The organism is Bartonella sp. CL63NXGY, from assembly GCF_042194905.1.
In the GTDB taxonomy this organism is placed as follows: domain Bacteria; phylum Pseudomonadota; class Alphaproteobacteria; order Rhizobiales; family Rhizobiaceae; genus Bartonella.
Genome location: NZ_JBHINK010000003.1, coordinates 152,357 through 178,839, shown reverse-complemented (window position 1 = coordinate 178,839; position 26,483 = coordinate 152,357). Strand labels below are relative to the sequence as shown.

Annotated in this window: 24 protein-coding genes and 3 pseudogenes; 8 read left to right on the top strand and 19 right to left on the bottom strand. The window is 37.6% G+C overall.

Translation table 11 applies throughout. The features are described from left to right. Window positions 1–252 precede the first annotated feature (252 nt). The 16 genes and pseudogenes from ACFIK0_RS03110 to ACFIK0_RS03035 all read right to left on the bottom strand — a co-directional run bounded on the left by ACFIK0_RS03110 (window position 253) and on the right by ACFIK0_RS03035 (window position 9,429). Complete coding sequence (locus ACFIK0_RS03110) at window positions 253–1,011, bottom strand: type IV secretion system protein (protein WP_375637539.1); 759 nt, start codon at window positions 1,009–1,011, stop codon at window positions 253–255. Next, window positions 1,008–3,479: a VirB4 family type IV secretion/conjugal transfer ATPase gene (locus ACFIK0_RS03105; RefSeq protein ID WP_375637540.1), complete on the bottom strand. Its 2,472-nt coding sequence runs from the start codon at window positions 3,477–3,479 to the stop codon at window positions 1,008–1,010. The genes ACFIK0_RS03110 and ACFIK0_RS03105 overlap by 4 nt, the downstream gene beginning before the upstream one ends. A gap of 2 nt (window positions 3,480–3,481) precedes the next feature. Further along, window positions 3,482–3,790 (bottom strand): type IV secretion system protein VirB3, encoded by a 309-nt coding sequence (locus ACFIK0_RS03100; RefSeq protein WP_375613868.1) that lies wholly within the window; start codon window positions 3,788–3,790, stop codon window positions 3,482–3,484. A 12-nt stretch (window positions 3,791–3,802) separates the two neighbouring features. After that, window positions 3,803–4,111 carry a conjugal transfer protein gene (locus tag ACFIK0_RS03095; protein WP_375637541.1) on the bottom strand — a complete coding sequence of 103 codons (309 nt, stop codon included), beginning with the start codon at window positions 4,109–4,111 and terminating at the stop codon, window positions 3,803–3,805. Window positions 4,112–4,236: 125 nt separating this feature from the next. Then, window positions 4,237–4,551, bottom strand: coding sequence for a VirB2 family type IV secretion system major pilin TrwL (gene trwL, locus ACFIK0_RS03090; protein ID WP_375643741.1), 315 nt, complete (start codon window positions 4,549–4,551; stop codon window positions 4,237–4,239). 58 nt (window positions 4,552–4,609) lie between these two features. Then, window positions 4,610–4,924 carry a VirB2 family type IV secretion system major pilin TrwL gene (gene trwL / locus ACFIK0_RS03085; protein ID WP_375663476.1) on the bottom strand — a complete coding sequence of 105 codons (315 nt, stop codon included), beginning with the start codon at window positions 4,922–4,924 and terminating at the stop codon, window positions 4,610–4,612. A gap of 58 nt (window positions 4,925–4,982) precedes the next feature. Then, window positions 4,983–5,294: a VirB2 family type IV secretion system major pilin TrwL gene (gene trwL / locus ACFIK0_RS03080; protein WP_375663475.1), complete on the bottom strand. Its 312-nt coding sequence runs from the start codon at window positions 5,292–5,294 to the stop codon at window positions 4,983–4,985. Window positions 5,295–5,416: 122 nt separating this feature from the next. Then, window positions 5,417–5,731, bottom strand: coding sequence for a VirB2 family type IV secretion system major pilin TrwL (gene trwL / locus ACFIK0_RS03075; protein ID WP_375657495.1), 315 nt, complete (start codon window positions 5,729–5,731; stop codon window positions 5,417–5,419). 56 nt (window positions 5,732–5,787) lie between these two features. Continuing rightward, window positions 5,788–6,111: pseudogene (gene trwL / locus ACFIK0_RS03070) on the bottom strand (VirB2 family type IV secretion system major pilin TrwL). Between the two features lie 73 nt (window positions 6,112–6,184). Further along, entirely contained in the window at window positions 6,185–6,502 is a 318-nt protein-coding gene (gene trwL, locus ACFIK0_RS03065) for a VirB2 family type IV secretion system major pilin TrwL (protein ID WP_375663474.1), read from the bottom strand. Window positions 6,503–6,578: 76 nt separating this feature from the next. Then, entirely contained in the window at window positions 6,579–6,890 is a 312-nt protein-coding gene (gene trwL, locus ACFIK0_RS03060; protein ID WP_375663473.1) for a VirB2 family type IV secretion system major pilin TrwL, read from the bottom strand. Window positions 6,891–7,029: 139 nt separating this feature from the next. After that, the gene (trwL, locus tag ACFIK0_RS03055; protein WP_375659914.1) at window positions 7,030–7,341 is read right to left on the bottom strand and encodes a VirB2 family type IV secretion system major pilin TrwL; all 312 of its coding nucleotides are present in this window, start codon (window positions 7,339–7,341) and stop codon (window positions 7,030–7,032) included. A gap of 137 nt (window positions 7,342–7,478) precedes the next feature. After that, window positions 7,479–7,796: a VirB2 family type IV secretion system major pilin TrwL gene (gene trwL, locus ACFIK0_RS03050; RefSeq protein WP_375663472.1), complete on the bottom strand. Its 318-nt coding sequence runs from the start codon at window positions 7,794–7,796 to the stop codon at window positions 7,479–7,481. Continuing rightward, entirely contained in the window at window positions 7,759–8,058 is a 300-nt protein-coding gene (gene korA / locus ACFIK0_RS03045; RefSeq protein ID WP_015857010.1) for a KorA family transcriptional regulator, read from the bottom strand. The genes trwL (ACFIK0_RS03050) and korA overlap by 38 nt, the downstream gene beginning before the upstream one ends. Window positions 8,059–8,182: 124 nt before the next feature. Beyond that, complete coding sequence (locus ACFIK0_RS03040) at window positions 8,183–8,815, bottom strand: TrwN protein (RefSeq protein WP_375663471.1); 633 nt, start codon at window positions 8,813–8,815, stop codon at window positions 8,183–8,185. Beyond that, window positions 8,815–9,429, bottom strand: coding sequence for a hypothetical protein (locus ACFIK0_RS03035; RefSeq protein ID WP_375663470.1), 615 nt, complete (start codon window positions 9,427–9,429; stop codon window positions 8,815–8,817). Before ACFIK0_RS03035 ends, ACFIK0_RS03040 begins: the two co-directional genes overlap by 1 nt. A 128-nt stretch (window positions 9,430–9,557) precedes the next feature. On the opposite strand from ACFIK0_RS03035, the gene ACFIK0_RS03030 reads away from it, so the two are divergent. Further along, window positions 9,558–9,845 carry an H-NS family nucleoid-associated regulatory protein gene (locus ACFIK0_RS03030; RefSeq protein WP_015857007.1) on the top strand — a complete coding sequence of 96 codons (288 nt, stop codon included), beginning with the start codon at window positions 9,558–9,560 and terminating at the stop codon, window positions 9,843–9,845. A 1,569-nt stretch (window positions 9,846–11,414) separates the two neighbouring features. Here ACFIK0_RS03030 and ACFIK0_RS03025 read toward each other — a convergent pair. Next, entirely contained in the window at window positions 11,415–12,692 is a 1,278-nt protein-coding gene (locus tag ACFIK0_RS03025) for a ubiquinone biosynthesis hydroxylase (protein ID WP_375663469.1), read from the bottom strand. A 737-nt stretch (window positions 12,693–13,429) separates the two neighbouring features. Here ACFIK0_RS03025 and ACFIK0_RS03020 point away from each other — a divergent pair. The 7 genes and pseudogenes from ACFIK0_RS03020 (at window position 13,430) to ACFIK0_RS02990 (ending at window position 23,190) form a co-directional block, all read left to right on the top strand. Beyond that, a complete protein-coding gene (locus tag ACFIK0_RS03020) occupies window positions 13,430–15,871 on the top strand; it encodes a DNA translocase FtsK 4TM domain-containing protein (protein ID WP_375663468.1) in 2,442 nt (813 codons plus the stop codon). Window positions 15,872–16,594: 723 nt separating this feature from the next. Further along, window positions 16,595–16,853, top strand: a pseudogene (locus tag ACFIK0_RS03015) (DNA translocase FtsK); the annotation flags it as partial. Window positions 16,854–16,974: 121 nt separating this feature from the next. Then, window positions 16,975–17,583: an outer-membrane lipoprotein carrier protein LolA gene (locus ACFIK0_RS03010; RefSeq protein WP_273790530.1), complete on the top strand. Its 609-nt coding sequence runs from the start codon at window positions 16,975–16,977 to the stop codon at window positions 17,581–17,583. Window positions 17,584–17,616: 33 nt separating this feature from the next. Continuing rightward, the gene (locus ACFIK0_RS03005) at window positions 17,617–18,432 is read left to right on the top strand and encodes an exodeoxyribonuclease III (protein WP_273790529.1); all 816 of its coding nucleotides are present in this window, start codon (window positions 17,617–17,619) and stop codon (window positions 18,430–18,432) included. A 61-nt stretch (window positions 18,433–18,493) separates the two neighbouring features. Continuing rightward, entirely contained in the window at window positions 18,494–19,975 is a 1,482-nt protein-coding gene (locus ACFIK0_RS03000) for an efflux transporter outer membrane subunit (RefSeq protein ID WP_273790528.1), read from the top strand. Beyond that, window positions 19,972–21,198: an efflux RND transporter periplasmic adaptor subunit gene (locus ACFIK0_RS02995; RefSeq protein ID WP_273790527.1), complete on the top strand. Its 1,227-nt coding sequence runs from the start codon at window positions 19,972–19,974 to the stop codon at window positions 21,196–21,198. The genes ACFIK0_RS03000 and ACFIK0_RS02995 overlap by 4 nt, the downstream gene beginning before the upstream one ends. A 3-nt stretch (window positions 21,199–21,201) precedes the next feature. Next, a complete protein-coding gene (locus ACFIK0_RS02990; RefSeq protein WP_273790526.1) occupies window positions 21,202–23,190 on the top strand; it encodes a MacB family efflux pump subunit in 1,989 nt (662 codons plus the stop codon). 1,159 nt (window positions 23,191–24,349) lie between these two features. Here ACFIK0_RS02990 and ACFIK0_RS02985 read toward each other — a convergent pair. Then, window positions 24,350–24,572: pseudogene (locus ACFIK0_RS02985) on the bottom strand (Arm DNA-binding domain-containing protein); the annotation flags it as partial. Window positions 24,573–25,815: 1,243 nt separating this feature from the next. Further along, a complete protein-coding gene (locus ACFIK0_RS02980; protein WP_273790525.1) occupies window positions 25,816–26,481 on the bottom strand; it encodes a YdcF family protein in 666 nt (221 codons plus the stop codon). Window positions 26,482–26,483 lie beyond the last annotated feature (2 nt).

The following is a 26,483-nucleotide window of genomic DNA, read 5'->3' as shown; positions in this document are numbered from 1 at the left end:
ACATATGTTTTTGTTATCTGATCAATTTTATTGAAAAGTTGCGTGAACACTGTAAAGTTCATGGAATTCCTCTTTAATGAATTTTCAACTTTTTATATGATTTTTAAGCATTTTTCGTTGATTTTTTTAGGATGGAATTAAATTTCGTAGACCTTTTCAGTTTATGAGAAAGGACTGAATATTATACATTAACTTTTTCTTTTTTCGAGCATACAAGAAAAATAATACAACGAAATATTGTTACAAAAAGCTTTATCTAATAAATCTTATGGTAGGCATTTTCGTGTTTTTACTATTTAAAATTTTTATGTTATGTTTGTCCTTCTGCTGTTTGATAAGTGCATGTTCAGCGTTGCGTAAATGTGCGACCATTTGTAGTTTTGCTGTTTCATTTTGTAGCTTAGCGAGCATTCCAATTATATATGCTTGTAACTCAGCAATACTTTTTAGATCTTTTGTTGTCTTGATTTCATTTAATAGTTCTTCAATTTGCTGAAAACGATAGTTTGCTTCTTCAAAAGTCTTTAAACTTACGGCTTTATCAGTGATGGCTGCATATTGAATACGATCGTTGATAAAACTGCTAGATTCATGGATAGAAATAGGAATTTCTTCTTCTTTTAAAATTTTTTTAAGTGATGTAGATAGCGCTGAAGATTCATTTCTATTGTAGAGCGTTTCTGGATTTTTGAGAAAAAAACTGCTGTGATCTGTTTGTGCACTTTTAAGTTTTTTAGTGTCGAACTTTTGGTTTCCCGTTATAGATTCGTGTATCTTTTTTGTTTCCTCAAGTTGTTTTTTTAGCATATCGAGAAGTTGGGCATCAGGTGGCGCTTTCTTTTGTTGTGGAGGTGTTTTCTTTGATGTTTTTGAACTCCCAAAAAAATTGGGCCACGTCGTTGGAATTGATGCAGACAAATCCGCTGCTCCAGCGCCAAAAACCCAGGCCATTGCTGGGTTTGAAATCCCTAAAGTTATTACAACTACTATTGAAATGACCTTTTTTTTCATGTTTCCCTCCTGTCATTTTTTGCGTGCTGTAAGAAAATTGGCAACCATATTGCTGGATCATCACCGACTTCCGCGATAATGCTTTCGGCTAATTCTGCGTTATCAGGTGTACCTGATAACACCAAGAGCTCGTCACTAAAGTCGTGTTCGATGGTTCTTCCATCGCGTGTCAGATGGAATTTACCAAGATTCAGTTCTGCAAGCGCAGATTGATCACCCTGCTTAATGAGGAATTGGCGACTAAACTCACCAAGTCCTTTAACGAGTTCAAATTCGGTATCTGTTAGTTTAAAGCCTTTTGTATAATCTTCATAGTTTGCTTTGGGGTTGGCTAGAAAAATGTAAGTTGCACACTGTTGAATGAGTGTTTTGGCAATATTACTTTCCAAGGCATCGCTAGGCTCTTGTGTTGCATAAACAAAAATACCATTTTGTTTACGGATAGTCTTTTGTTTATTTTTTGCTAAATCTTCAAAGTACGGATCTTGCAAAGGCTTCCAAAACTCATCAAAGATATACATAAATCGCTGTCCGCTAATCATGCCTTCTGTGCGGTAAAGCAAATACATCATCACTGGAGTGCGAGTTTCAAAATTATCTAAAAATTCCGTGATATCAAAGCCGTAAATTTGATGTGTTGAGAGATCAAGAGCATCATGGGGATTATCAAATAACCATCCATAATCACCACCTTCACACCATTTTAGTAAGCGAGCATGAACAGAAGGATGAGCATTATAATCACTTAAACGCGGATTTGGTAAAAATTGTACCAGAAAGGACAAACGACGGAGTGATTGGTCAATGTTACTGCTCATAACAGACATAACCGCTTTGTTAATTTCTTCCTCGTCGTGATGCGTGACCTCACCACCAGCTTCTGCCAATTTTTTAACAAATTGTTTCAGAAAAATAAGATTTTCTTGTGTGGGGGGGAGTTGGAAAGGATTGAAACCACTTCTCCTGCCTGGCTTGAATGTTAAATATTTTCCACCCATCGCCCGAATGGCAATTTCCATGCCACGATCTTTATCAAAAACAACAGTTGTCGGCTTAAATTTTTGTGCTTGTGCTAACAAAAAGCCGAGTAACACAGTTTTACCGGAACCAGATTGTCCGATAAGTGCGGTATTACCAAGTAAACGTTTATCTGTCGAGTCCTCTTCAAGTTTGGAGGCATGAAAATTGAAATAAAGCGGTGTTTTACTGGTTGTTTTAAGAATTGTGACAGCTGGTCCCCATGGGTTGCCAGTGGGTTTTCCTGACATAAAATTATGAAAAGATGAAAATGATAAAAAGTTCAATGATGTAATCGGAGCAGGACGTGGTCTCCATTTCCAATTGCCAGGAAGTTGTGCCCAATAGCCAGCTTCTATCGCTAAGTCTACAGGTTTGGGCAGTACCGCAACGTCTAGTAATGCTGCACTCGCTTTGGCCATATGGTCGCGTACTTGTTGAATTGTATCACCATAGATAGTCAATGTGCAGTGATGTTCTCCCATGACAAAATGCCCACTGATAAGCTGGTTTAGTGCTTCGTCAATTTGTTCAATTTGGCTCGTTGCTACATCTCGTGCATCAATAAGATTACGCTGATGCCGTTGTAAATAGTCTTTAGCAGCATGTCGAGAGAGTACTGAAAAGCTCTGCGTCAATACGAACTCGAAGTCACTTTCCAACAAAACATTTAATTGTCCTGGTTTGGTTGTTGCATCATATTCTTTAATTTCCAGCATTCCAAATCGACGCATTCCACTGGTTGTTCGCAGTTCACCAAGAGCACCCCATTTTGAGAAAAAAGGTCGATTGATAGACATATAGTCGGAAAAACGATCATGGCAAATTGGCATAGGGCGATATTCACCATTGACAAGCATTCCAAGGAATTCAAGTGCAGAAGAATAAACATGCCCATTTTTTTCATAAGCACCAAGAAGTTCTGCACCGTAACGGTTTAAAGATTGGCCTAAAGTACGGTTGATGTCATTGAGTTCTTTGATACATGTGTCTTGTCGCATCTTTTTTTGATCAAGCGTTTCACGTTCATGTTTAGAAAAGAACGACATAATTTTATCCGCTATCGGTTGAAAAATAACAGTCAGATATAAATCATTGACCATCAAATTATAACCAGTAAAGCTTTGTCGATATTTTTCATCAAGTTGATAGCAAAACATTTGATCAAATGTTGAATCGGGATATTCATAAACACGACGGCGCACAATATGCGTCCAAAATGATAAATTGGCTGATGCAAGACCCCGTAGAGTATTGTTAAGCTCTTTTATCCATTGAAAAATATCTTCTTCTGAAGCGCTTTGATGCGAACGCCCATCAATTTTCCAAATTGACAAATATTCCGCATTTTTAGTAGAAATAATCGTATCTGTAATATGATGTGAATAAGGCAGAAACAGGCTTACAGGTGTCTCTGATGCAAGGCGTTTGCTGCTTTCAACAGCTGTCATGTTTATCTCCTTTTACTATAATCAGAGGGACTATAACTTGATGCGCCCCAAAAACCTTTGTTACGATTGCGAAACTTAGTATCGATCCATAACCACCAAATACGAAACGCTTTATCATCGTTTTTAGTAATTTGCACCATAATGAACCATAATGGAGGTGCTATAATCCATAAAAAGATACTTACTGTCATGGCAATAACAGCGACCCCCATAACCATAACGATAAATGGCATCATGGGGACACCCCATATCGTTGGAACACGTGTTGCTCCCTTGAATAGGGGGAATTCTTTTTTTTCTTGCGATTTCATGGAATGTCCTCGTCACTGGAGGTGAAATAATATGTGGCTAATATAAAAAGCTGCACCAGCAATAATGACACTGAATGCCCATCGCATAAATGTAGCTCTTGCGATGATGCGAAATATATAAATAAGCAAAAGTAATAAAAGAATGATAGCAGCAACGATAGGAATAATTATACTTAATCCATATTGCATCCCTATGAAAACATCTAAACTCTTTGTTTCCGTCTGAGCATATGCAGATTGAGTTATTAATAACATAATCGAAGTGATAAAAATAGCACTAATCTTACATATTTTTGATTGAAGCGTATTTAATTGTTTCATATCTTTTATCCCCTTTTAATTAAAGTTGCTATAAATAATATTCCTTTTTTCGTAGTATGAGCTACATTATTACTGGTGCAAATCTATAATCGACGAACATTAAAAACATTACGTATTATACTAATTTATGCTTGACCTGTAAATAGCATTTTAGCAAGTTGGCTTGCTGAGCCAGCGATGACAACACCGATTGCCCACCGTATAAATGTATCTCTTTCAATGTAGCGTCCCGCATAACCAATTGCTAAGCACAAAAGTATAAGAGCAGCAGCAACAGGAATAATATTACCAATAAGATCTTTTTGCAGAGCTTCTAAAGCGTTTTTAGCATTATCTATTGCTGCATATGCGGGATACGTTATAAAAAACGCAGTTATAGTCGCAGAAATCGCAATGACTCTGTTGTTATTTTTTGATTGAAGGTTGATTAGTTTTTGCATATTTTGCTCTTATTATTAGATGAGTTTTTACATTAAAAACGTTTTGTATTATAATTACTTATGGATTACCTGTAAATAGCATTGTAGCAAGTTGGGTTGCTGAGCCAGCGATGACAACGCCGACGGCCCATCGTATAAATGTATCCCTTTCAATGTAGCGTCCCGCATAACCAATTGCTAAGCACAAAAGTATAAGAGCAGCAGCAACAGGAATAATATTACTAATAAGATCTTTTTGCAGAGCTTCTAAAGCGTCTTTAGCATTCTTTATTTCTGCATATGCGGGATGCGTTATAAAAAACGCAGTTATAGTTGCAGAAATTGTAATGATTCTGTTGTTATTTTTTGATTGAAGGTTGATTAGTTTTTGCATATTTTACTCTTATTATTAGATGAGTTTTTACATTAAAAACGTTTTGTATTATAACTACTTATGAATTACCTGTAAATAGCATTGTAGCAAGTTGGCTTGCTGATCCAGCGATGACAACACCAATTGCCCATCGTACGAATGTATCTCTTCCGATGTAGCGTCCTGCGTAACCAATTGCTAAACATAAAAGTATAACAGCAGCAGCAACAGGAATAATATCAATAAGGTCTTTTTTCAGAGCATCTAAAGCTTTTTCAGCATGCTCTATTTTTGCATATGCAGGATGCGTTATAAAAAACGCAGTTATAGTTGCAGAAATTGCAATGATTCTGTTGTTATTTTTTGATTGGAGATTAATTAGTTTTTGCATACTGTACTCTTATTAAATTTTTATGAATGCTTTGTATTTCTATCATAGACGGAATAGAATTTTGCTATGTTAATAATTATTAGATGAGTTTTTACATTAAAAACGTTTTGTATTATAATTACTTATGGTTTACCTGTAAATAGCATTGTAGCAAGTTGGCTTGCTGAGCCAGCAATGATAACACCGACTGCCCATCGTATAAATGTATCCCTTTCAATGTAGCGTCCTGCATAACCAATTGCTAAGCACAAAAGTATAACAGCAGCAGCAACAGGAATAATATTGGTAGTAAGGTCTGTTTGCAGAGCCTGTAAAGCTTTACTAGCATTCTCTATTTTTGCATATGTAGGATGCGTTATAAAAAACGAAATTATAGTTGCAGAAATTGCAACAATTCTGTTATGACTATTTGATTTGAGGCTAATTAATTTTCGCATATTTCTCTCATTAAGATTATAAATAACATTTTGTATTATAGTTGTCATATTTAATTTTAATTAACTGCACCTGTGAATAACAGCTTAGCAAGCTGGGTTGCTGATCCAGCGATGACAACGCCAATTGCCTACCGTATAAATGTATCTCTTCCGATGTAGCGCCCTGCGTAACCAATCGCTAAGCACAAAAGTATAACAGCAGCAGCAACAGGAATAATATTTTTAACAAGATCATTCTGCAGAGCATCTAAAGCAGTTTTTGCATTTTGTAATTTTACTTGAGCATACACAGGATTGGACATAAAAAATACAGTTAAGGCTGCAGAGGTTTTAGTAATTTTATTTCGAATTATTGTTTGAAGAATTTTTGATTGTTTCATACTGTTTATCTCAATTTAGATCTCTCTTTAGAATAAAAAGACATTTTATACTGCATGACTTTAATAGTCATTTTCATGGGCTTTGGAACAACAGCGTAGCAAGTTGGGTTGCTGAACCAGCGATAACGACCCCGATTGCCCACCGTACGAATGTATCTTTTCCGATGTAGCGTCCTGCATAACCAATTGCTAAGCACAAAAGTATAACAGCAGCAGCGATAGGGATAATCGTTTTCAAGTCTGTTTGGAGATTAGTTAAAGCTTTGTTGGCAGGCTCTAAAACTACTGCTTGGGCTAACACAGGATTGGCCATAAAAAATACAGTTAAAGCTGCAGAGGTTTTAGTAATTTTATTTCGAATTATTGTTTGAAGAATTTTTGATTGTTTCATACTGTTTATCTCAATTTAGATTTCTCTTTAGAATAAAAAGACATTTTATACTGCATGACTTTAATAGTTATTTTCATTACTTACCTGTGAACAACAGCGTAGCAAGTTGGGTTGCTGAACCAGCGATAACGACCCCGATTGCCCACCGTACAAATGTATCTTTTCCGATGTAGCGCCCTGCATAACCAATTGCTAAGCACAAAAGTATCACAGCAGCAGCAATAGGGATAAGTAGCTTTAAGTCATCTCGGAGTTTTTCTAAAGCATCTTTTGCAGTTGTTAATTGTTGAGCATATACAGGATTAGCCATAAAAAATACAGTTAAAGCTGCAGAGATTGCCGTAATTTTATTATTATCGTTCAATTGAAAATTGATTAATTTTTTCATATTGTTCAACCTTATCACATTGTATTAGGCGTAAGTAGTTTTTCCATAAAATTAAGGAATAATTTTATTGATGTGCAATAAAAGTATTAAAGTCTAAAATTCTTTTTCACGAATAAACATTTCGTATTTAATATATTTATCAGTTCGGTTTAAATAATAAACCAGCAAGTTCAGCTGCTGAACCAGCGATAACGACACCAATTGCCCACCGTACAAATGTGTCTTTTCCGATGTAGCGCCCTGCATAACCAATTGCTAAGCACAAAAGTATCACAGCAGCAGCAATAGGGATAAGTAGCTTTAAGTCATCTCGGAGTTTTTCTAAAGCACCTTTTGCAGTTGTTAATTGTTGAGCATATACAGGATTGGCCATAAAAAATACAGTTAAAGCTGCAGAGACTTTAGTAGTTTTATTTCTAATTATTGTTTGAAGGGTATTTGATTGTTTCATATTGTTTATCTCAATTTAGATTACAGTTAGTATAAATAAACTCTTTTTTTGATATAGTTTTTATTGTGCTAAATAAAAATACAGAAATCTAAGTTTCTTATTTCATGAAAGAAACATTTTATGTTTAAATAGATTTATCAGTTGGATTTAAATAATAAATTGGCAAGTTCAGCTGCTGAACCAGCGATAACAACACCGATTGCCCACCGTATAAATGTGTCTTTTCCGATGTAGCGCCCTGCATAACCAATTGCTAAGCACAAAAGTATAACGGCAGCAGCGATAGGGATAATCGTTTTTAAATCTGTTTGAAGTCCCTCTAAAGCCTTTTTTGCAGGACCTAAACCCGCTGTTTGGGCGGATACAGGATTGGTCATAAAAAACACAGTTAAAGCTGCAGAAAATGCAGCAATTTTATTACGAGCTGTTGTGTGAAGAATATTTAATTGTTTCATGTTCTTTATCCTGATTAAGATTAAAACTCCCACAAATGACCCCTCGTTCATGAAGAAACTTAAAAAGATATTTTGGATCAGCCCAAGTTCTTAGTTTTCCTCTTTGTGTAAGTAACGTATATTTATTTGGCTTTCCGGTGATTGGATCGTCGGAAATAAACGTGAAATACCATTCTCTTTCTGAAAGCATCACGACTGTAATCTCACGTGCTGCTTTTTGACTAAATGCTATATCAACGCTGTTTTGTTCTATCATTTTCATTATCTTTGCCCTCAATTAGAAGAGATTTTGTTCAATCCTACTAATTAGAGCTTTAACATTTTCTTATCTACCCTTCATTATAATATCCTATCAAATTTCTGGAGTTTCGTGAAAATATCAGTCCTCACTCTAGCAATCTTCTCGATGAAGAAAAATCTTCAGCTGAAAAAGCATCGCGGGCGCTACTTTCTTTATGTGTAAATGCATCTTCTTCTCCTTTTGAAGAGAGAGGAAGAGAATCTACTTTAGTTGTCTGTTCTGGTTCTTCTTTTTTAAGTTTTACAGGCTCCTGCAAGTCTTCATTTCCTCGTACAGCAGCTTTTACTCCAATATATGAAGTAACTTTTTGCATGCGGGTGTGGTTTGAGTTTTCTGTATTGTAAAAATTCAGCACAGACTGCAAAGTCGCTTTTTCAAAGATGCACTTTGATGTTGTTTGTTCATAGCAGTAAGTTAAAGCACTTTGTGCAGCTGTAAGATTTCTGCAAAAATCAAATGCATCAAAAAGAGAAAACAATTTCACATTTCCAACATCAATTTGCCCTAAAATTATGTTAAAATTATGTTTATTCTGTTTAAACTGTTCAGCTGTTGCGATTGTTTCCTTAAGCTGAGATGATTGATAGAACAAGTTATCTTTATCATCTGTTACATAGACATTGTCCCGCGCTTCTTGTTTGGCGATAACTGAAAATGCTATGGGGGGCGTATTGGATATGTATGCAGCAGCAAAAAATGTGAAATCTGGAACAATCATTAGCAATACACCTTATTACGAAGAATTTTATTAATAAAAATGCTAATTCTTTGTGGTGCTTTTTCTCGTTGTCTTTTGATTTTATAAATTTGTAGAACCAGACTGTTTAGCTTAGAATATTCCTTATGATTATTGCTTTGTTTTCTTCTAAGAATATTTCTAATATATGCGAATATCCAACCAACAAGATAAAAGTGTGGAATAAAATAGAGCACATTACGCCAACCAATATTATTGGAATCACGAAAAAAGGCGCTGCTTTTAAAAAATAATAATCTTTGATACTGTATTGAAGCTGCTTGTTTTATATAATTCTCTAGTTGCAAAAATTTTTTCAAAAAAAATTTATACGAAGTAAAAAGCCGTTGTGTGTAAGGGGAGGTTTTACTGTTATAATGAACTACACTATCATTATACAGAGAGGGCTTGTTCTTTGTTGCGTATTGCCATAATTTATAGAGTGACGATTTATATTTACTTTTGACTACTGATTCATGAGAGTCAGAGAGGTGTGATGGTGTTTGAGCACTGCATTTAGTAGTTCCAGTAATTGAACTGAAAAAAGATGCAGTGGTGGTAGTTGATATACCAATAAACAGTTCTTTGTGGCTCAAAGCACATCTCCGTCAAAGTGATATATGTATCGTAATTTTAATTTCGATAATAAATGGACAGAAATTGTCTATAATTGTGTTTAAAATATGGCAAAAAGAAATTCTTTTTTGCAAGGGGAGTAATTAAGGTGAATGATCTCAAGAATATGAATTTTGATGAACTACAAGAGATGCGTACACAAATCGATGTGGAATTAAAAAAACGGCAAGCAAAGGAAAAGCAAAATGCGCGACGAAAAATTCTTGAAATTGCTAATGCCCATGGAATTGATATCGCTGATCTTGTGAGCAAAGAGCGCCATTATAGAAATCCCAATAACCAATGGGAATTATGGAATGGGCGTGGACGTAGACCTAAGTGGATTAAAGAGTGGTTGGAGAATGGGTATACACTTGATGAACTCGAAGTAACGTAACACGTGTGCGATATTTACAAGATAAGGGAATACTAAGGAATGTAAATGCAAGAAGTATGCTCTTTTGGGTAATTTGATTGTATAAACATACTGAACAAATATATTAAAGTATTGAGTTACCAAATACGACAATAGGGAGCGTGAACAAATTTATTTAAATGCAAAAGGTCTTGTTGTCATAATCTGGCAAGCATAATGATGATGCTAGGTTGAAATATTGTAATTGCTTTTGGCATTTGAGAGAGGGGGGTATTTTACTTCTTTTTATCGTTTCATTAACGTTGCTCTTTTTAGTCTATGTAAATAAAGAGTTTTATTGATTATTTACAAAAATGGTCGAAATGAGAATAATTTATTGCATAGGAATTTTAACTCAATATGTAAAATGATAATTTTATCAATTAATATGTTAATAAATTAGCATACTTATATTTTTGAAATACTGTTCTGTAGAACAAGCCTGATGTTATAGATTTTGTTTGGGCTTTTTTCTGTAAGATTATATATGAGGAATTTACTTTATTTATCGTTAGTTGAGATGAGTGAGTGTGTAGAAAATGGAAAATTTCTATGGCTGTTATGGGGTTTATAGAATTTATGACATATTTCTGAGCGTTTGTGATTAAAATTCATTTATGAGCGTTTATGAATAATGAATAAAGAGTGTATTTGAAAATAAAAGGATTGGATCATTTCTATTGCGGTTTATCTTCTTTTATGGTGTGAAATAGGGGGGGTATGCAGGTTTACAATTGTGTGTGATGGTATAGCGTGCGGAACACTTTGTTATATATCGGAATATTTTTTCTAAAATTGTGTGGTATTCCACAATAAGTTAAAGGGTTTGTCTGAGAAACAGAATGCCCCAAACGGAATGCATTTGTGTTTCCAATTTACGCGCTTTTTTAAAAGAAAAATTTTTCAATGCAACTAAGCTTATTTTATGGCGCTTCTCGTGAATAATATTAATGTAAAAGTTCCTATGATCATATAAAATCCATTGTACACACCATTTTTACTTCAATAAAAAGTATAAGCCGGCGTCCTTATACACTTTACTCGCCTCCAATATTGCTAAAGTCCTTAGTTCTTGAGAGAGGGAGGCTTTTGTCGCTTTGTTTAATTGTTTTATTTATACGACACTTTCGCTTGTGATGTGCAAGCGAATGATTTTGATTGCTTCAACATGAGAGAGATTTGAAATAAGGGTATTTTATGATCTTTAGATTTCTCACTCAATATGAGAACAATGAACTTATTATTATAAATAAAAGTGTTGTGTGCTAAAAAGTCTTGTTTATTTTATTATGCCGTGAAATGGCTTCTTTTAAGGTGTGGTGATATAAAGCAACAACCTCTTTGAGACATTAAACGTTTTTTTCAGTGCGTAGTGAATATTCTCATAATGTAGCTTGCTTGTCGAGTCTTATGTTGAGTGAAATATGGGAGGAGGAAGTCAAGAAAAAATTACTCGACAGGAATCCGGTTTGTAAACAGATTGGATGAGATAGGAATTTTTTGTTCTTTGAAGGAGGAAGGGAAAGGTTGTAAAATAGTATGAATTTTTTCTTAAAGTGGGAAGCCGTGTAGAAGACGTGGGGCATTTGGAGTGAGTCCGGCAGCTTCTTGAATGAAGTATTTTTTTATTTTTGGCGCTTGATTAATGATTCCAAGGCCGGTATCGCGGAGCATCCGTAAAAGAAGGCTATCATTAGAAAAGAGTTTATTAAGCCAATCATTGCTTAAAGCCATACGGACAATTTCAAAACGTCTCCAGCTTTGATAGCGCTCTAAAGCCGTGAGGGAGCCAATGTCAAGACCTAGTCGTGCTGTTTCAATAATCACTTCAGCGAGGGCAGCGCTATCGCGTAATCCTAAATTGAGTCCTTGTCCTGCAATGGGGTGGATGGTATGGGCGGCATCGCCAACGAGAGCAAAACGTGGTTTAACGCATTGACGTGTTAAAGAAAGACTCAAAGGAAAAGCTTGACGTTCGCCATCCCAAGAGAGTTTGCCTAACCGATGGCCAATGCGTCTTTCGAGTTCTGTTTCAAAAATAAGTGCATCAGCTTTGAGATAATATTGCGCAGTTTTATGATCTTCATTCCACACAATGGCGGATCGGTTGCCTTTGAGAGGGAGAAGAGCAAAAGGACCGGCAGGTAAAAAATGTTGAATTGCTTGACCATTATGGGGTTTTTCATGTTCAACTGTGCAGATGATTGCTGTTTGTTTATAGGGATGAGAAAAATTTTTCAGACCAGCTTTTTGGCGTAATTTCGAATGGGCTCCGTCAGCTGCAATAAGCAATTTTGTTTGCCAAACCTCTTCATTATTTAAAGTGACGGTTGTATGTTGGTGTTCTTGATGAAAATCAATGACACGCGTGTTTGTAATAACAGGGATATTGAGATCTTTGACACGTTTTTTTAAAGTGTTGATGAGTTCTCTATGCTCTACCATAGCAGCAAAGGGCTCACCGGGGGTAATGTCGCCTTCAAAGGTTAAAAGGGTGGGTTTGACAGGATCACTAGTGCTTGCATCTGTGATGATCATTGAATGAATGGGTTGCGCATAGGGTTTTATAGGTTCCCAACATTGTAATTGTTTTAACATACGAATAGAAGCAGCAGCAAGGGCAATGGTTCGTATGTTAGAAGCAGGGGTATCTCCTTGTGGAGCAGCATCAACGATTTTTATATTCAGAGTAGGGGCTGTTTGCTTGAGTGCTATCGCTAGGGTTAAACCGACAGCTGCCCCCCCTGCAATGAGCAGATCACATTGTTTAGTTTTATGAGATTTAATTTTTTTATTGGGTTGTACGTCTTTATTGCGATTAGAACACACAATACTTCTTCCATTGTTTACAGTTTGCTTTCTTTTAAAAAGAATATCTTTTTACATTGCCTAAAATAACTTAACTTTTACTTTTCTCTCTCTCTTTTTATAAAAATGAGGTTCCTTTTTAGTGCCAATCTTATGGTAGATTAATTTTTCAGAGTTTTTCTGCTTAATCATTTATGTGATTCATTTTACAGATTTATCGGATAAGCTTTTTTTTGAATATCATCTTCAATTCTTTTTACACTTGGTTGATAAAAAAGAAAACTAAAAATAAACAAAGATGTCGTGTATTTTTTAAGTTGTGTGAGTTACTTCAGTATACCTGTCCTGAAGGGGGACATTTCGTTAGTATGGTAGATAAAAAATTGTGGTCATTCGTGATGGTTAAAACAGTATTCATATTTTGCCGTTATCATGATGTAGCGTAAAAAACATCATCTGTTTAGGAAGGTGCCTATAGCACCCATGTAACACTTTACACATGAGGTGTTTTTTGGTTGATCGTTTGATAAATATTCAGGGAGAGCTTTTTGTGCGCCTTATGAAGGATTGTCTCTTAGGGTGGTGGTATATGAATGATATGAAGTGGTTAGAAGGTAGAACGCGCTAGATAAGAAGTCGGATTGTTTACAGGCTATTTGTTTACAAATCGGCACAGAGTTTAAGCTTCATGCTTTTTTAAGAGAGAGAGGGAGTTATAACTCTTTAAAATATGAAATTTTTGTATTTGGAATTGATAGATGCACCGAAGTTCTTCTCCTTATGATTCATTAGAAGTGCGAAATTCTCAAGGTTCGCGTCTTATTGAGATGTTTTTACGTCAGATAGGGGTATTTATTGGGCTTGGGCTTTTGGGCTTTATTATTTTTTGTGTGTTTGCTTTGGCGACGTGGAATGTTGCGGATCCATCTTTAACCCATGCAAGTACAAATGAGGTTACAAACCTTATGGGGTGGATGGGGGCAATTTTTTCAGATTTTATTATGCAGTTTTTTGGCTTGGCAAGTCTTTCTGTTTTGTTGCCACCGTTATTTTGGTCTTTTCTCTTGTTGGCGCAAAAGAATATCTACAATTTGACTTTGCGCTTTTTTTTATGGGTGCTATCAACGATTTGTTTTTTAATTGCTTTTGCCCTTATGTCACCTGTTGCTTCTTTTACTTATTGGCCATTGCCAATGGGATTGGGAGGGGTTTTAGGAGATAAAGTTTTAAGTGTTGCTTCTTCAGTCTTTCCTCTTTTTCTTTCTCCTCCTTACACGGTGTTTTTCAGTGTTGTTTTTATTCTTTTAGGTTTTTTCACCGCTGCTTTTGCTGGTAATGTGATATGGCGGCGTCGAACAAAGAAAAGAAAAGAAAAAAGCATTCCAAAAGACGAAATCGTTAATCCAGTCTTTGAGTTGGAAGAAGATACGGAATATGCCGCAGAGGAGGATCGTGAAAATCATGGTTTTTTTGCGACAACTTGTGGCGCTCTTTTGCATCTTTTTTATTTTTTACAAGCGCGTTTTTTTCGTTTATTCTGTTTCAAAAGGCGTTTTCAGAGTAAAGGGCAAGGAAAGCCATTTGATCGGATTGAGCCAACTTTTTTGGGTGAAAAAATAAAGTGTGAGAAAAATCAAAATAAAGCCTATGTTTCTCCTGTTAAAAATCGAAAGTCTTTAACAGCTTCTTCAAATGGTGGTTTTGTTCTTCCTCTTGTAGATTATCTTTCGGTTCCACCACCGTCTGTTAGGGATGCAAAACTTTCTCCTGCTGTTTTAAGAGCAAATTCTCAGGAACTTGAAGGGGTTTTGTTAGATTTTGGGGTCAAAGGAAAAATTATAGATGCTTGTCCTGGACCGGTAGTAACTTTGTATGAATTTGAACCGGCTGCAGGTATTAAGTCTTCCCGTATCATTGGTTTGGCAGATGATATTGCACGCTCGATGCGTGCGATTTCGGCGCGTGTTGCGGTGGTTCCAGGACGTAATGTTATTGGAATAGAATTGCCTAATGCAAAGCGTGAGATGGTTTATTTACGAGAAATGTTGCAGGCGCAAGAATTTATTGACAGCAAAGCAAAGCTAGGACTTGCTTTGGGTAAGACAATCGGAGGAGAAGCTGTTGTTGCAGATTTAGCAAAAATGCCCCATCTTTTGGTTGCTGGTACAACAGGATCAGGAAAGTCTGTTGCTATCAATACAATGATTTTATCATTGCTTTATCGTATGACACCTGAACAATGTCGTCTCATTATGGTGGACCCGAAAATGCTTGAGCTTTCGGTTTATGATGGCATTCCCCATTTATTAACACCCGTGGTGACAGATCCTAAAAAAGCCGTGATTGCTTTAAAGTGGGCTGTTCGTGAAATGGAAGAGCGCTATAGTAAAATGTCAAAACTAGGCGTTCGTAATATTGATGGGTTTAATGCACGTCTTAGGGAAGCTGCAAGTCAGGGAGAGACAATGGTGCGGACAATTCAAGTTGGATTTGATCGCGAGACCGGTGAGCCTCTTTATGAAACGGAAACACTTGATTTTAGTCCTATGCCCTATATTGTTGTCATTATTGATGAAATGGCTGATTTGATGATGGTTGCTGGGAAAGATATTGAAGGAGCGGTTCAACGTTTAGCACAAATGGCACGTGCTGCCGGTATCCATGTAATTATGGCGACACAGCGTCCTTCCGTCGATGTTATTACCGGGACGATCAAAGCCAATTTTCCTACACGCATTTCTTTTTCTGTGAGTTCCAAAATTGATAGCCGAACAATTTTAGGCGAACAGGGGGCCGAGCAATTATTGGGACAAGGAGATATGCTCTTTATGATGGGAGGAGGACGTATTCAGCGTGTGCATGGGCCTTTTGTTGCGGATGATGAAGTGGAGCAGGTTGTTGCGCATCTCAAAGAGCAAGCACGACCTGATTATTTAGAAACAATTACGCAAGAAGTTGAAGAGGATGGTGCTGATGTTTCTTTGTCTTCTCCTTCAGAAGATGATCCCTATAGTCAAGCTGTTGCTATTGTGCTTCGTGATCGTAAGGCTTCAACCTCTTATATTCAACGCCGTTTAGGCATTGGTTATAACCGCGCTGCGACATTGATTGAGAGGATGGAAGAAGAAGGTATCATTAGTCCAGCAAATCATGCAGGGAAACGAGAAATTTTAGTGCCGGCTGAAGAAGAACGCTTTTGAAAAATATTTATAGTTGTTTTTTATAATACCTTATAAAACAAGTGTTTATCCTATTGTATCGTAGAAAGTCTGCATTTTCATATACCAGCTCTCAATTTGCGATAGCTCCTTGGTACTTGAGACTCCTTATAAGGGGATTCTTTATCTTATATAACTTTTATCCATACACCAACCTTGCTTGTAACGTGCAAGCAAATGATTTGAATTGATTCAATATGAGAGAGTATGTGATGAGAGAATCTTATTGTATTTGGCGTTATGATTTAAGTTAAAAAGATAAATTATTATAAATCAATATCTTGGTATAAAATAATGTCATTGCGAGTGTAGAGGGGGGTAAAAGCATGTAAGGTTTGGTATTTAAGTGTCTTTTTAAGTGCGCTCTAAATATTTAGGGCAAGGCTGATCTGTCGAGTCTTAATATAAATGAATTATATGGGGTGGGAAGCTAAGTGAAATTTGCTAAACTCCAAACTGTTTACAGAGTGGTTCGGGTGGAGATTTTTATTCTTTTGGGTGGGAAGGAAGTCAAAAAAGCATTTTTGACACTTAAAAGAGCTTTCAGGTTCGCGAGTAATATGTTTAGTTCTTAATCCATTATGTATTGACTATAATTTATGTTGCTTCATAGATTAGGGGTGGGAAAGAATATATTATGCGTTTAGAAAATCAGCAGAAAAGCAGGAAAATTTGATGATTTCGGAAACATAAACGCAGACTGGTTATTTGGAAACGATACCGAAAGAGATCGCAAGAAATAAAGAGGGATGTTTCTTTAGCAGATGATTCCTATTGTCAAGCTGTTGCTATTGTGCTTCGTGATCGTAAGGCTTCGACTTCTTATATTCAATGTCGTTTAGGCATTGGTTATAACTGTGCTACAACATTGATTGAAAGGATGGAAGAAGAAGGCATCATTAGTCCAGTAAATGATATGGGTAAGCAAAAAGTTTTGGAGGCTGTCGAAGAAGAATACTCTTGAAAATCTTTTGATAGTTTTTTCAAACGATATCTTTATCTTATAAAGATAGGTATTTATTCGTCGTTGATCACTTAAGTTATGAATTATAAAGTTAATTAAGTATTGCTTGGGAGCATTTTTTATGAAAACGTCTTTTTTACCGCAAAGAAGAATCTTTGGGTTGGTGGGAATTATTATCTTTTGGTGTTTAACTTTTCCTGTTTTTTCGCAAGTATCTAATAAAGTGATAAAGGCGCAAAATGTTGTGAATCACTTTGCGGCAATCAAAACAATGACAGGTGATTTTATTCAGTTTAGTCCAAAGGGAAAAATGTCTCAGGGGACATTTTATTTAGAGCGTCCAGGGAAAATTCGTTTCATTTACAAAAAAATGCCTTTACAAATTATTGCAGATGGCCAATTTGTGGGTATTAACAATCGGGCTTTGAATACTTGGAACTTTTCACAACTTTCGCAAACGCCAATGAAGTTTTTGTTGGATGATAAAATTGATGTATCTTCTGGGCGCTTGTTGGCATTTCGCGAAGATCCAGGGGCTGTGACGATTGTTCTGCGTGATAAAACGATTGGGGCAGGGCAAATAAGGATGGTTTTTGATTCTAAAGGCTCTGCTTTGCGGCAGTGGACAATTGTTGACCAACAAAATTTGGAAACTACTGTGCAGGTTATGAATGTGCGGACAGACGTCCGGTTCGCTAATGGGATGTTCACGCTTCCTTCGAAGAAATGAAGAAAGAGTGTTACGTTATTTGGATTAAAACAAATGTTCTTTCGTATTGCGACTTGGAATATTAATTCTATTCGTTTGCGTCTTGCACAGGTTTTTCAGTATTTGGAACTCTTTTCCGCAGATGTTTTGTGTCTACAGGAAACAAAATGTCCAGATGCTTTATTTCCAGTGGAGGCTTTTGAAGCAGCGGGTTATAAGCATATCGCATTGAGTGGACAAAAATCTTATAACGGGGTGGCTATTGTTTCTCGTTTGCCTTTTAAAAAGGTAGAAAAACGTTTTTTTTGTCAAAACCAAGATTGCCGGTATATCTCAGTTATTGTGGAAGCCCATGGGAGAAGCTTGCGGATTCATAATTTTTATGTTCCTGCTGGGGGAGATATCCCTGATGCTGATGTGAATGAAAAATTTCGTCATAAGCTTGATTTTTTAGAAGAAATGTCTTCCATTCGTGCGGATCACGGCGATGGTCTTTCTTCTCTTTTGGTGGGAGATTTAAATATTGCTCCTTTGGCAGAGGATGTTTGGTCTCATCAGCAATTGTTGAAGGTTGTAAGCCATACTCCCATTGAAACCGAGCGTTTACAGGATTTGTGTTGTCAAGGTGGATGGGTTGATCTGATGCGGTTGCATATTCCTGTTCCTACCAAGCTTTACACATGGTGGAGTTATCGTGCTCGCGATTGGGCATTTACCGATTATGGGCGGCGGCTTGATCATGTTTGGTCTTCTCAAGATTTAGCACCTTTTGTTGTAGATCTTTCTATTTTTCGTGATGCGCGCGGATGGGAACGTCCTTCAGATCATATTCCTGTGCAAACTGTATTTGATTTTTCACGTCAAGTTTGAAATAAGAGGTAAATAAAGTATTAATATTAAATAATGATTCTGAAAGAATGCGGGAGACTGGATGTATATCAGAAATCTCAAATGGGGCGCTTCTCGTGGATTATTTTCTAGTGTCTTGTTGTGTTTGCTTTTGTCAGGATGTATGGTTGGTCCTAATTACCAGAAAACATCTTTTCGTGTTCCAGCAGTTTGGGGAGAAAAATCTGCACAGACTGCAGGGCAGTCCGTTGCGCTTGCCGGATGGTGGCGGCATTTGAATGACCCTGTTCTAGATGCGTTAATGGATTATGCTATTTCTGGAAATAATAATGTTGCTGTTGCCAAAGCTCGGGTACGTGAGGCGCGTGCAGGTTTAGGGCAGGTTGTGGGAACTCTTTTGCCAAATGTGTCCAATTCAATTTCAGGAACCCGTAGTCGTTCTGGACAGTCTGATGCATTGTTAAACCAGTATAGTAGTGGTTTTGATGCAAGCTGGGAGCTGGATTTTTTTGGTGGGCATAAACGTGCGGTTGAAGCAGCGCGTTATGGCCTTGATGCGGCTGTGGAAGATATGCGTGCTACCATGGTGACATTACTAGGAGATGTGGCAACAAATTATGTGCAAATGCGTGGTTGGCAACAAAAGTTGTTTATTGTGCGGCAAATTGCTGTCTCACAACGTAAAACTTATGAACTGATGCGCGCTAGATTAACAGCTGGTGATGTCTCTGAGCTTGATGTTTCAAATGCGCAAGCGCAAATGGCAAATACAGAGGCAGATATATCACAGATGGAAGCGAATGTAGCAATGAGCGTTCATCGCCTCTCTGTCTTAACTGGTCGTGTGCCTACGGCATTGAAGGATCTTTTACAAAAAAATGCTAAGCATGCAAAGATTCCACAACCACGCTGGCCGATACCAGCAGGAATTCCAGCTGATATTTTGTTAACACGTCCGGATTTACGACGGGCAGAGCGTCAATATGCGCAAGCGACAGCACGGATTGGTCAACGTGAAGCAGATCGTTATCCATCACTTACTTTAACAGGTAATATTTCAACAGCAGCAACGGCAATTGATCAATTATGGAAAAATTCAACGATTGGCTGGTCTTTTGGACCTGGTCTTCGTTTTCCTCTTTTTAATGGAGGTCAGGTCGAGGCTTCTATTGCGGTAGCGCGCGCGCAGCGTGATCAAGCTTTTATTACTTATCGAGCTGCTGTGTTGGAAGCTTTAGAAGATGTAGAAAATGCGCTTGTAAGATTAACGAAGGAACATCAACGCTTAGAAAAGCTAATCGTTGCGAATAAAGCTTCTCTTCATTCCTTAAAACTTTCACGGAGCCTTTTTGAGAATGGAAATACTAGTTTTCTTGAATTGTTAAATGCTGATCGCTCTTATTATTCTGCACAAATGGCGCTTAAAGATAGCCGTGTTTCTTTGGTTACGCAATATATCACGTTGATGAAAGCATTGGGGGGAGGCTGGGATGGCGTTGTTGATGTATCGCGTCCAGAAGTCGTTGATAATGCACCTCGTTCGCGTGCAAAGGTAGGGAAATGAAAAAAAACTTACTCAAAAATTTCATTACAAAACATAAAAAACTTTCCTTCTTTTTAACTGCTATATTTCTCATTCTCTTGTTGTTATGGTTACGTTCTGTTTTTTTTGGAACATCTACTCCAACTTATATAACAGCGGTGGTGAAGCGTGGGGATATTGAGGAAAGTGTTTTAGCTTCTGGTCTTGTACGTCCTTACCGGTTGGTGGCTGTTGGTGCGCGTGCAACAGGGCGTGTGGTGTCAATGCGTGTTTCCCCTGGGAGTGTTGTGAAAGAAGGCGATCTCTTGGCAGAAATTGATCCTACAGATCAGGAAAATGATTTAAAAAGAAAAAAAGCAGCATTATCGCATTATTATGCGAATTTGGTAGAACAAGAAGCCTATCTTTCTCTTGCACAGAAAAATTTAGAGCGTCAGAAAAAAATGATCGAAACACGTGCGATTTCACGGGCGAACCTCGATGAGGCTGCGACACAGGTGAAAATACGCGAGGCGCAAATTGAACAACTTCGTCAGCAGATTGTGCAAGCACAAATTGATGTGGAGAGTGCAGAGGTTAATTTAGGTTATACACGCATCACTGCCCCTTCAGCGGGAACGGTTTTGGCAACAGTTGTGGAAGAAGGGCAGAATGTGAATGCGGTTCAGTCGGCGCCAACAATTGTTATTTTGGGTGATTTATCAAAGATGACGATCAAGGCGCAAATCTCAGAAGCAGATATTCTTAAAGTCCGAGCTGGACAACCACTTTATTTTACAGTTTTAGGTAATTCACAGCGTCGTTATGAAGGCGTTTTAGAAAAAGTAGAGCCGGCTCCTGAAGCAATTCGTGCTGATGTGAGTATTAATCCTGGTATGGTGAGTGGTTCTAGTGCTTTAATATCATCGGCTATCTATTACAATGGAATTCTACATGTTGATAATGCGGACAATTTTTTGCGAACCTATATGACTGCTCAAGTTCATATTATCTTAGGGCGCGCGCAGAATGTCTTGTTGGTTCCAAGTGATGCTTTACGCGATGAGACAAGAGAGCGTAAAGCATGGGTTTCTGTTTTGGTGGGGGAAAATAAGGTGGTTACTAAACAGGTGAGTGTTGGGTTGAATAATAAGGTTATGGCAGAGATTATTTCAGGACTTAACGAGGGTGATGTCGTCATCACCAGTTCGTCTGATGGAGTGATGCCAGAGTCTTCTAACATGCATAGCGAAGACGAGAGTTAAAGCATGAGCACAAATCAAGCAGATGCTGTCTTCGTCTTGGAAAATATTGTGCGCAAATTTCCTGCGGGCGAAACGTTTGTTACCGTTTTGAAAAACATCAATCTTACCATTAAACGTGGTGAAATGGTGGCAATTGTAGGTGCTTCCGGTTCAGGTAAATCTACCTTGATGAATATTTTAGGCTGTCTTGATCGTCCAACTTCTGGCCGTTATTGGATCTCTGGTAAAGAAACAGCTTCTCTTTCTGCGGATGAATTGTCGGCTTTACGACGTAATCATTTTGGTTTTATTTTTCAGCGCTACCATTTGTTGAATGAATTGACAGCTCTTGGTAATGTTGAAATTCCGGCTATTTATGCGGGATGTGCCGTGGAAGCAAGAAAAAAGCGTGCACAGGATCTTTTAACGCGTTTGGGCATGGGTGATCGGATAAATCATCGTCCAAATCAGCTTTCCGGTGGTCAGCAACAACGTGTTTCTATTGCTCGGGCGCTCATGAATAATGCGGAGGTCATTCTTGCAGATGAACCAACTGGTGCATTGGACAAAAAGAGTGGGCAAGAAGTATTGCATATTTTGGATGAACTTCATCAAGAAGGGCGTACTATTATCATTGTAACCCATGATATGCAGGTGGCTGAAAGAGCAGAGCGTATTATCGAAATCAGTGATGGGGAAATTATTGCTGATAAGCGGTCAAGGGTTGCAAAAACAAAAGTTGGTAGAAAATCTCTTCAGGAACAACAAAATCTAAAAGGCCAACAAAAACTGGGCTTTTTTCGTTCTTTTTTTGAGCGATTCCGTGAGGCGTTTGTGATGGCTCTGTTGGCAATGAATGCACATCGCATGCGGACTTTTCTAACAATGCTTGGGGTGATTATCGGTATTGGGGCGATTATTGCTATGGTGGCTTTAGGGAATGGTACACGAGAAAAAATTTTGGAAAATTTTAAAAGTTTGGGTACTAATACATTAACCATTTTTCCTGGTAAAAGTTTTTCTGATCCACAAGCAGAAAAAATAACCAGTTTGGTTGAAGCTGATGCAGAAGCCTTGTCTGGATTACCTTATGTTTCTGGTGTAACACCACAGATTTCAGCAAGCTCGAAAGTGCGTTTTGGTGCAGTTGAAGTTAATGCCGTCATTGCGGGGGTGGGAGAACAATTTTTTCAGACACAGGGGCTCAAAGTTTTCAAAGGACAGTTTTTTGATCAAAAAAGTGTCCATGATCGGGCGGTTGATCTCGTGATCGAGAAAGAAGCATTGTCTGTTCTTTTCCCCCATAGCTATGAAAGCCCCCTTGGAAAGGTGGTGCATGTGGGGAATGTTCCAGCGCGTATTATTGGTGTTGTTGATTCGCAAAATAATGCAAGTGGAGATACATCAAATACGTTACAGCTTTATTTGCCCTATACAACAGTGCAGACACGTTTTCTTGGCACAACAGAAGTTCGTGCAATTACTGTTAGAATTGCTGATGATATTGATTCACATTTAGCGGAGACCATGATAAAACGTTTTCTCATTATGCGGCATGGCGGGGAGGACTTTTTCATTAGAAATTCTGAATTCTTCCGTGAACGTGTTATGGAGAGTACAAATATTTTAACACTTTTAATTTCTTCAATTGCAGCTATTTCCCTGATTGTGGGGGGTATTGGGGTGATGAATATTATGTTGGTCACTGTTTCTGAGCGGATCAATGAAATCGGCGTGCGTATGGCAGTTGGTGCACGGCAAAGTGATATTTTACAGCAATTTCTCATTGAAGCGATTTTGGTTTGTGTGATTGGTGGTGGTTTGGGGATCTTGCTTGGGCTTTCTATCGGTGGCTTATTTCTTCTGTTTAAGGCACCTATCCATTTGGTTTATACTATTGAATCGATCATTATGTCTCTTACTTTTTCAACACTCATTGGAATATGTTTTGGCTTTTCTCCAGCGCGGCAAGCTTCACGGCTTGACCCTGTTGTCGCTCTTTCACGCGATTAAGCTTTATCAATTGGGTCATGTTTGTTCGTGATGCTTTCCACTTGGATGAAGCGTTTATGAAGCGAAACATGAATGGGAAAAGTTTGGCATTATTTGCTGCTCTATTTTAGAAAACGCTTTGTTTATTAAGTGGAGCGTACCACTAGAGGTGAACGTTTCTTATAGCAGACTACATCATGTGAGATATGATAGGCATATAAGCCTTCTTGAGGCATTAAATGTTTTGAGAATGCATGATGAATATTTTTAAATCTTTCTTGTCGAGTCTTATGGAAGTAAATCCTATTAAGGAGAAGTTAAATGGAACCCGTTAGAATGAGATTGCTTGCAGACTGAATTTTGTTAAAAATCTTCGTCTTCTGAGATATGAAGAGGAGAACAAATGAAATAGATTGCGCGACGGTTCTTAAGATTTAATTTAAAAAGAGGCGGGGAAGTGAATAGTGTATCTGCTAACAAACAAAAGAACAAAAAAGAAGGTTGATGCCAAAAACAGCTTAAACCTCCATTCTTCCAAAAAAATGAACTGGTATCGAGATAGCTGAGAAGTTTAAGAGGTTTCGTTTAGTATTTTTAAGATTTTCGGAAAAGAGGTTATGAGTATTTCTCACTTTTGGTTTTGCAGAGGGTGGTGCAAATTATAGGTGTTTAGGTTTATGCAAATAAATTATGATCGTGCTCAAGTTTTAAAATGTGACCTAAGACACAGCCATTTTCTGTTCCTTTATGCGAGTAACTTAGCTTTCTTTAGAATATTTTGTTTAAGGCATCGCTTTTTTCTGCCTTATCTCATGATTTTGGAGCTGAAGGATAAACAAGCCATTTGAGTTTCTAGGGTAAGGATGCCGTCAGATACTCGGTAGGGGGGCGTGATCTTAAGAACTAATACCGTGAAATGCAGGTTTGATTTAATGGTTTTGGTGAGGAAGACAAAAAGTTTGAGAGGCGGATAGCTTCTTATTTTGAATGATGTATGAATGAAAAGGGCTTTCATTTATTGAAAAAGAATAAGCTCATATTCAGCAGGTGTGAGATGAAGTAAGAGAACATCGTAATACCAAGCTGCAGTTATGCTGCTAAAGAACATAATGGCGCTAGTTATGAGCAATGGTATGTCTAGTTGGTATGGTGGTTATTCTCCCTCCTGCTACAAGTCCGATACAGAGCGCCATTGGTTTGCACATTCACGGGCTTGTTTTAAAGAGACATCTCTTAAGGCACCCAATCCCATTTCACGACGGCGCTCGTGAATGGTACAACGGTAAATCCATTGAGCACCTCCATCTTTACGCTTATGAAGTAACAAGCCGGCACCATCATTATATTTGCCAGCTCGTGGGTGTTGCGATAGACCTTGCATTAAGACGGTTCATAAGAGCCATTTTTAGTCATTTCTTGTACAGTTTTTATCCACACACTCATCCCGCTTGTGATGTGCAAGCGGGTGGTTTTGATTGATTCAATAGAGAACAGATTTGAAATGAGAGAATCTGATGATATTGAGAGCTCTCATTCAAGTTGTAGCGTAATAAAATTTCATTATAAATCAATATGTTGTATGTAATAAAGCACCTTAGGCAGTGAGGTCACTAAAATTATGACGCATGAGCTTTAGCGGCAGTGATGAATATTCTCAGGCAGAGGGGTTTTCTTGTCGAGCTTTATGTGAGTAAACCATATAAATGGGGAAGCTGAGAGGAACCTGTCCAGAGAAAGTGAACTGTTTACAAATCGTTGCTGATAGGAATCATCGTCCTTTGAGATGTTGAGAGGAAATCACAATTCTTATGAAATCTGTCTTTTGAGGTGTTCTGATATTGAAGTGAGCAGGTGGAACGCGTTAGACAAGAAGCTGAGTTATTATTGTTTACAGATCAATAGAGTTTACAAATTTTCGTTCTTTTTCTGGGAGGAAACCAGACAAAAAGTGATCTTAGAGAGCGAAATGATTTCAAAAAAGATTGCGATAAAAAACGTGGGGTATTTGTAGCGGTGTGCGTTTTGAGCTTATTCCTATCTGTGATCTAAAATGCTCTTAAGAAGATGCTTTTTAGAATAAGAGATTGTTACTAATATATTGACTTATAATGATAGTTTAACATTCTCTCTGTTGAATGAGAAATCTAAGTATCATAAATTTTCTCATTTTAAATCTATTAAAATTACTTCTTTGCATGTCATACGAGGTTGGTATGTTTGTGTTTAAGAAAGGCGTAATGCATGCCTCTTACCAATCATCCCAAGAGGCTTGAGCTATCGTAATACTTGGGGGCGGCAAAATATAGGGTGGGGTGGTTTGCATTTTTATGAAGCGTAAAGACGGTGGTATAAATAGATCTCTATAACAAGTCTGAAGATCTTATAGTTGTCTGGGGGCTCTATTTACAAGAGCTTATATATTGAGATGGCATGTACAGATCCCGTGCTGTGAGATATGTTTGGGATGTAAGAGATGTTTTGGGTGAATGTGCAATACAGTGATACATGTATTGTGGGGTGTTCTGTGTTGTATGAAGGTAGCTCTGTCGAGCTTTTATAGAAGCAACCTCTTGTGGAAGAGTATGAGAGAAAGGTATGAAGAGGTCAGAAGATGGCAAGATTTTTAAAAAGTCAGAGGGATAAAGATTAGAATGCGGTTCTGATATAGACTTGGAGCGTTTTAATATATTGGAATATGAGAATGCGGATTTGATTGATCTGTTGTATTGCGCTTTCAGCATTGTTCTTTTTAACAGGATAGGCAATGAAATGGATATCAGGCATTAAATATTTAAGTTCTCGCATCGAGCGCCACACATGGTAATCATGGGTGACGATATAAAGGGTTTTATAGTGGTGTTTTTTGATCCAATCGGCGCTTTCTTTAGCATTTCCTCTGGTGTTAATCGCTTGATGCCCGATGTCAATACAACAGGAGATAAGCCGTCGGGTAATATGCATGTTATGCATGAGACTTTTCAGGTTGGTTGTGGTATTTACACCACTGATGAGGAGACGTGAACCAAGCCCCCTTTGTAAGAGATTAAGTCCTGTCTCTATTCGGTTTTCTCCGCCTGTCAGCACAATGATGGCATCAGCTTTGGGGAGAGGCTGTGGGGGAGAAAGTCGTTCAGTTTTTTCAGAAAAAATGATAAAACCGCTCCAGAAAATGAAAACAATGATTGAAAGAGTAAGGGTTGTCGGTGGAAAATAGCGAAATAAAAAGCGGGGAGACCAACTATAGTGGAGCCGTTTTGGAAGAGGACGTTCTAAATTGTTTTGCGTCAATGAGTTGTAAGTGTTGTGAGTCATAA